Origin of the sequence: Amycolatopsis sp. SID8362, from assembly GCF_010550475.1 — a bacterium.
GTDB classification, from domain to species: domain Bacteria; phylum Actinomycetota; class Actinomycetes; order Mycobacteriales; family Pseudonocardiaceae; genus Amycolatopsis; species Amycolatopsis eburnea.
On sequence record NZ_JAAGNB010000262.1, the window covers coordinates 1 to 6,538 of the forward strand.

At 72.4% G+C, this 6,538-nt stretch carries 4 protein-coding genes and 2 tRNA genes; 4 read left to right on the forward strand and 2 right to left on the reverse strand.

Features of this window, described 5'->3' with window-relative positions; genetic code table 11:
* On the forward strand, positions 1-2,865 hold a 2,865-nt coding region (locus G3I65_RS08885), incomplete at its 5' end, for a serine hydrolase (RefSeq protein ID WP_160695665.1).
* A gap of 696 nt (positions 2,866-3,561) precedes the next feature.
* Here G3I65_RS08885 and G3I65_RS08890 read toward each other — a convergent pair.
* Positions 3,562-5,016 carry a DHA2 family efflux MFS transporter permease subunit gene (locus G3I65_RS08890; RefSeq protein ID WP_160695666.1) on the reverse strand — a complete coding sequence of 485 codons (1,455 nt, stop codon included), beginning with the start codon at positions 5,014-5,016 and terminating at the stop codon, positions 3,562-3,564.
* Positions 5,017-5,197: 181 nt separating this feature from the next.
* Here G3I65_RS08890 and G3I65_RS08895 point away from each other — a divergent pair.
* Both G3I65_RS08895 and G3I65_RS08900 read left to right on the forward strand, forming a co-directional pair.
* Positions 5,198-5,272 (forward strand) — tRNA-Val (locus G3I65_RS08895).
* 39 nt (positions 5,273-5,311) lie between these two features.
* Positions 5,312-5,383: transfer RNA gene (locus G3I65_RS08900), tRNA-Val, on the forward strand.
* A gap of 157 nt (positions 5,384-5,540) precedes the next feature.
* Here the strand turns inward: G3I65_RS08900 and G3I65_RS08905 are convergent.
* Positions 5,541-6,137 (reverse strand): TetR/AcrR family transcriptional regulator, encoded by a 597-nt coding sequence (locus G3I65_RS08905; protein WP_160695667.1) that lies wholly within the window; start codon positions 6,135-6,137, stop codon positions 5,541-5,543.
* Positions 6,138-6,209: 72 nt separating this feature from the next.
* Here G3I65_RS08905 and G3I65_RS08910 point away from each other — a divergent pair.
* Positions 6,210-6,538 (forward strand): bifunctional 2-polyprenyl-6-hydroxyphenol methylase/3-demethylubiquinol 3-O-methyltransferase UbiG (locus G3I65_RS08910; RefSeq protein WP_160695668.1); only part of this gene is annotated, 329 nt, incomplete at its 3' end.

Here is a 6,538-nt window from a genome sequence, read left to right on the forward strand (position 1 = left end):
GACGGCCCCGGGTTCCTGCGGACCCTGCGCAAGCACGTCCACGTCCTCGACGTCGCGACCGGCGAGGTCCGCCGGGTGACGTCGGGGGACTGGCACGCGGGTGACCCGGCCTGGTCGCCGGACGGCACCCGGCTGGCCTTCCCGGCGGCCCGGGACGCCGACGGCGACCTGACTTTCCGTTCGGGCGCCTACGTCGTCGAGCCCGGGAACGCGACCGCCGAACCGCGGCTCGTGGGCTCGGGCGAAGGCATGGCGGGCCCGGCCCTCTGGACCGCCGACGGGAGCGCGCTGCTCGTCGTCGGCCGCCGGGACACGGCCACGGGCCACGCCGGGCTGCTGCGGGTTCCGCTGGACGGCGGGGAAACCGTCGACCTGGCGGCATCGCTCGACCGCAACGTGATGCCGGGCGGTCCGGGTTACCCGGGTGCTCTGCCGCAGCTGGCCGGTTCCGAAGTCCTGTTCTGCGTCCGCGATCGCGGCTACACGCACCTCTACGCCGTCGACGTCGCCGGCGGCGAGCCGCGGCTGGTACTGGGCGGCACCGGGAACGCCGTGGCGGGCCTGAGCGTCGCCGGGGACACCGCGGCGGTCGTGCTGGCCACGACGTCGTCGTACGGCGAGATCGCGACGGTCGGTGTCGGCGGGGGAGCGGCGACCGTCCACACGTCGCACGGCGACGGCGAGTTCGAGCTGTTCACCCACGAGGAGCGCGAGTTCACGATCTCCGACGGGACGGTCGTGCACGGCTGGCTGCTGCGCGACCCCGCCCGCACCGGCCCGCTGCCGCTGCTGCTCGACATCCACGGCGGCCCGCACAACGCGTGGAACGGCACCGCCGACGCGGTGCACGTCTACCACCAGCAGCTCGCCGCCCGCGGCTGGGCGGTGCTGCTGCTGAACCCGCGCGGCAGCGACGGCTACGGCGAAGCGTTCTACACCGGCGCGGTCGGCGCGTGGGGGCTGGCCGACGCCAAGGACTTCCTCGAGCCGCTGGACGACCTGGTCGCCGAGGGCGTGGCGGACGGGCGGCGGCTCGCCGTGACCGGCTACAGCTACGGCGGCTACATGACCTGCTACCTGACCAGCCGCGACGACCGGTTCGCCGCGGCGGTCGCGGGTGGCGTGGTCAGCGACCCGGTGAGCATGGCGGGCACGTCCGACGCCGGGCACTACCTCGGCGTCGCCGAGCTCGGCGCGATCCCCACGGAGAACCGGGCGCACTACGCGGCGCTTTCCCCGCTGGCGCAGGTGGAAAAGGTGCGCACGCCGACGCTGGTCGTGCACGGCGCGAACGACGACCGGTGCCCGGCGGGGCAGGCCGAGCAGTGGTTCACCGCGCTGCGCGAGCAGGGCGTGCCGACCCGGCTGGTGCTCTACCCCGGCGCGTCCCACCTGTTCATCCTCGACGGGCGGCCGTCGCACCGGGTGGACTTCAACCGCCGGATCGTGGACTGGGTCGAGCAGCACGCGGGCGAGCCGGGCAAGCCGGCGCGCGTCCCGCTCGACACCGCGCACTGGCGGCGGCGCCTGGCCGAACTCGCGCGCAAGCACCGCGTGCCCGGGGCGACGCTGGGCATCGCGCGCGGCGACGACGAGGCCGTCGCGAGCTTCGGGGTGCTCAACAAGGCCACCGGGGTCGAGGTCACCGACGACTCGGTGTTCCAGATCGGCTCGATCAGCAAGGTGTGGACCGCCACCGTGGCCATGCAGCTGGTCGACGAGGGGCTGCTGAGCCTGGACGCCCCGATCGCCGATGTGCTGCCGGAGCTGCGGCTGGCCGACCCCGACGTCACGAAGAAGGTGACGCTGCGGCACCTGCTGACGCACACCAGCGGCATCGACGGCGACGTCTTCACCGACACCGGCCGCGGCGACGACTGCGTCGAGAAGTACGTCGAGGTGCTGGACCAGGCCGCGCAGACCCATCCGCTCGGCGCGACGCTGTCCTATTGCAACTCCGGGTTCATCCTCATCGGACGGGTGATCGAGAAGCTCACCGGCAAGACGTGGGACGCGGCCCTGCGCGAGCGGCTGTTCACGCCGCTGGGCCTGACCCGCACCGGCACCCTGCCGGAGGAGGCGCTGCTGTTCCGCGCGGCGATGGGCCACGTGGCCAGCGGCGAGGAGGACCCGCAGCCCGCGCCGGCGTGGGGCCTCCCGCGCTCGGCGGGCCCGGCCGGCCTGATCACGGCGTCGGCGTCGGACGTCCTGGCCTTCGCCCGCATGCACCTGGCCGGCGGCGTCACCGCGGACGGCTCGCGGGTGCTCTCGGCGGAGTCGGCCGCGGCGATGACCGAGGAACAGGCCGAGATGCCGGACAAGCACACCCTCGGCGACTCGTGGGGCCTCGGCTGGATCCGCTTCGGCTGGGACGGCCACCGCCTCATCGGCCACGACGGCAACACGATCGGCCAGTCGGCGTTCCTGCGCGTGCTGCCGGACCACGGGCTCGCGGTCACGCTGCTCACCAACGGCGGCAGCGCACACGACCTGTACGAGGAGCTCTACGCGGAGATCTTCGCGGAACTGGCGGGCGTCACGATGCCCCGCCCGTTCGAACCGCCCGCGGCACCGCCGGAGCTGGACGTCTCGGAGTACCTGGGCGTGTACGAGCGCGAGTCGATGCGCATCGAAATCCTGACCAGGGAAGGGCAGCTGCGCATCCGCCAGACGGTGACGGGCTCGCTGGCGTCGCTCATGGCGGACCCGACGACGGAGGACGACCTGGTGCCGGTCGGCCCGGGCCACTTCGCCCACAGCCCGGCGGGCATGCGGGGCTGGGTTTCGGTGACGTTCTACACGCTGCCGACGGGGGAGCGGTACCTGCACACGGGCGTGCGGGCGACCCCGAAGGCCGCGGGATGAGCCCCGTCACGTCGGGACGGCCGGGGGAACACCGCGTGGCGTAGGGCGTTGTAAGGGGTGTCGGTACGGAGGAGTCCCCGGGCCTCACCCCTTGCCTTCACGGAACACCAGTCCGGCTGGGGCCGTGTTGAGCCTTCCGCCGCGAGGCGACCCCCGTACCGGCCTCGAACTCCCGCTTCCGCTCGCAGGTTCCCCCCAGCCTTCGCCGAGCGGAAGCGGGACTTTCTTTTGCCCGGCTTCAAGCTCCCCAATGGTGGGGTTTTCTCACTAGCGGCTCCGTGGGGTGGGCGTGCCGGTGGCCCGGTCGGCTGCGGCTGCGCTGGCGTCGTGAATGTGTCATTCGGGACCGCGCACGACAGGGCTCCAGCACAGCCGCGGCGGTGTGCCCGGCGGCGGCTTCGCCGGCCGCCCGGCGCCACTCGCCACGGCCGGTGCCGGTGGGTTCAGACCGAGGGCGGTCGGCCGTCGGCGACTGTGCCGGGGCCCTGACCCGAGATGTAGTGAATGACTCATTCATGTCGTCCGACGACATGAATGAGTCATTCATGACATCTCGGCCCGCCTCGACGTCGCCGATGTGGGTGACCGGTGTGGCCTTCGGTGCTCCACCCATGCCCCCACCGCCACCCTCAACGGAGGCGCTCCGCGCCGCAGTGCCCACTCAACGCACCCAAGGCCGCCTTGGGGCGCTTGTGCTCAGTGGTGCGCGGCGGCCGCCGGGGTCGAACCCGGCTTCTTGGCGCGGATCAGCCAGGTGCCCGCGAAGGCGACCAGACCGATGCACCCCGCCACCACGAACGCCGCGTGCAGGCCCGACGCGTCCGGGCTGCCCGCCGTCTGGTCCTCGCTGCCGAGCGTCGCCACGCTGACGAACACCGCGGTGCCGAGCGCGCCGGCCACCTGCTGCAGCGTCGAGAGGATCGCGCTGCCGTGGGAGTACAGGTGCTCGGGCAGCACGCCGAGCGATTCGGTGAACAGCGGCGTCATCATCAGGCCGAGGCCGGCCATCAGCAGCACGTGGATCCCGATCACCGCGATCAGCGGCGAGTTCGGGCCCAGGATCGTGAACAGCCACAGCGAGACGGCCATCGCCCCGGCGCCGGGGATGACCAGCGGGCGCGCGCCGACCTTGTCGAACAGCGCGCCGACCGGACGGCCCAGCAGGCCCAGCACCAGACCGCCGGGCAGCACGGCCAGGCCGCTGACGAACGTGGTCGTGTGCAGTACCGTCTGCAGGTAGAGCGGCAGCATGATCGCTGCCGCGCCGATCAGGCAGACGAACAGCAGCGCGGTGAGCACCAGCGCGACGACGAAGCTGCGGTGCGTGAACGGCCGCAGGTCGAGCAGCGCCCGGTCGCGGCGCTGCAGCCGCAGCTGGCGCCAGGTGAACACCGCCAGCGAGACGACGCCGACGACGATCGGCACCCACGCCGGCACCGGCGGCTCGACCCCGGCCTGTTCGCCGCCGGCGGACAGGCCGTACAGCACGCCGCCGAACCCGATCGCGGACAGCAGCACCGAGGGCACGTCCAGCGGCACCCGGCGGCGTTCGCTCTCCAGCTTCAGCTGCAGCGCCCCGGCCACCAGCGCGGCGATCGACAGCGGCAGCACGATCCAGAACATCCAGCGCCAGCCCAGTGACGACAGCACCGCGCCGCCGATGGTCGGCCCGATCGCGGGGGCCACCGCGATGACGATCGTGATCGTGCCCATCGTCGCGCCGCGCCGCTCCGGCGGCACGAGCCGCATCACCGACGTCATCAGCAGCGGCAGCATCACCGCCGTGCCGCACGCCTGCACCACGCGGCCGGCCATCAGCAGCCCGAAGCCGGGCGCGAGCGCGCACAGCAGCGTGCCGAGGCTGAACGCCGACAGCGAGAAGAGGAAGACCTGCCGCGGTGAGAAGCGCTCCAGCAGGAACCCGGTCGTGGGGATGACGACGGCCATGGTCAGCAGGAACCCGCTGGTCAGCCACTGCACCGTCGTCGTCGGTACGCGGAGGTCGACGGTCAGGTCGCGCAGCGCGACGCTGAGGATCGTCTCGTTGAGGATCATCACGAACGCGGACAGCACGAGGACCCCGATGAGGAGCCCCGCCCGCGCGGGAGCGCGGTTCAGGTCGGCGGGCGGACGGGAATCGGTGTCGGTCATCGGGGTGGGAGCTCTCCTGGGTCGGCCGGGCCGGCTGTCTCCCTTGCAGTCTGCCCGTCCGCGCACCCCGGTGTCACGGCGATTTCCGCAGTGCAGCGGGTCACACCGCACGATGGAGGAGACCCCCGTGAAGGCCTTCGAAGGCGTCCGATATGCTTCCGTCAGTACCAAGTTCCGCAGCGCGCGATTAGCTCAGCGGGAGAGCGCTTCCCTGACACGGAAGAGGTCACTGGTTCAATCCCAGTATCGCGCACCACGAGCCCACCCCCGGGATCTCGTGGAAGTTGGTACCACCGGGCGATTAGCTCAGGGGGAGAGCGCTTCGTTCACACCGAAGAGGTCACTGGTTCGATCCCAGTATCGCCCACTCGAAAGTGGCAGCCCCTGTTCGCGGAACACGCGAACAGGGGCTTTCTCGTTCTGTGTCCTGTGGGGGCCGAGCCCCCACGCCCCCGCCGGGGGCGAGCCCCCGGACCCCCGCGTGGTCGCGTGTGCGGGGCGGCGCGAGTGTCCACTTCGGATGGTCACAACAGCTTGCGCTGCAGCACGTCCGCGAGCACGGTGCCGACCACCTTCGTCAGTTCGCGCTCGTCCGGCAGCGTGCCCCGGCGGCTCGCGAACAGCAGGTGGCCGCCGCCGATGAGGGACAGGGCCAGGGAATCGACGTCGGCGTCCGCGGCGATGCGGCCCTGCGCGCGCTCGGCGGTCAGGTAGTCCGCGAGCATCGTGCGAGCCTCCACCAGGATCGGCAGGCCGTCACCCGGTCGGCGTAACCGGGTGCGGAGTTCGTCGCGGAAGAAGAGCAGGCTGACGAGTGCCAGCGAGACCGGGTCGAACAGCTCGGTCAGGGTCGCGGTGACGTTGTCCGCGACCGTTCGCGTGCCCGCGGCGGCCCGCAGGATTGCGGCCTGGTCCCGCAGGCGGGTGATGCGTTCGCGGACGAGTTCCGCCAGGAAGTCGTCGAAGTCCGCGAAGTGCCGGTGCAGCACGCCCTTGGCGACGTCGGCTTCGGTGGTGACCGCGCGGCTCGTCAGCGCCTCCGCGCCGTCGCGCAGCAGAACGCGCTCGGCGGCGGCGAACAGCTGCCGTCGCACGTCGCGCAAGTGGACCCCGGTCGGCATGAGCCCATTCTCCGGTACGCCGCGGGCGAACGCGCATTGCCCGAGTGGGCGTGTGCCCATTAGAGTGGGCGCATGCCCACTCAACCCCATGAAGCACGCCGGATCGCGGAGTCGTTCGGGATCGACGCCGAACGCTACGACCGCGCGCGCCCGCCGTACCCCCGAGAACTCGTGACCGCGGTGCGCGCCGCGAGTCCCGGCCCGGACCTCCTCGACGTCGGCTGCGGCACCGGGATCGAGGCGCGGCAGCTGGCCGCCGCCGGGTGCCGGGTGCTCGGCGTCGACCCCGACCCGCGGATGGCCGCGTTCGCGCGGGACAAGGGGACCGACGTCGAAGTCGCGACCTTCGAGGAGTGGGACCCGGCCGGGCGCGCGTTCGACGCGGTCGTCGCGGGGCAGGC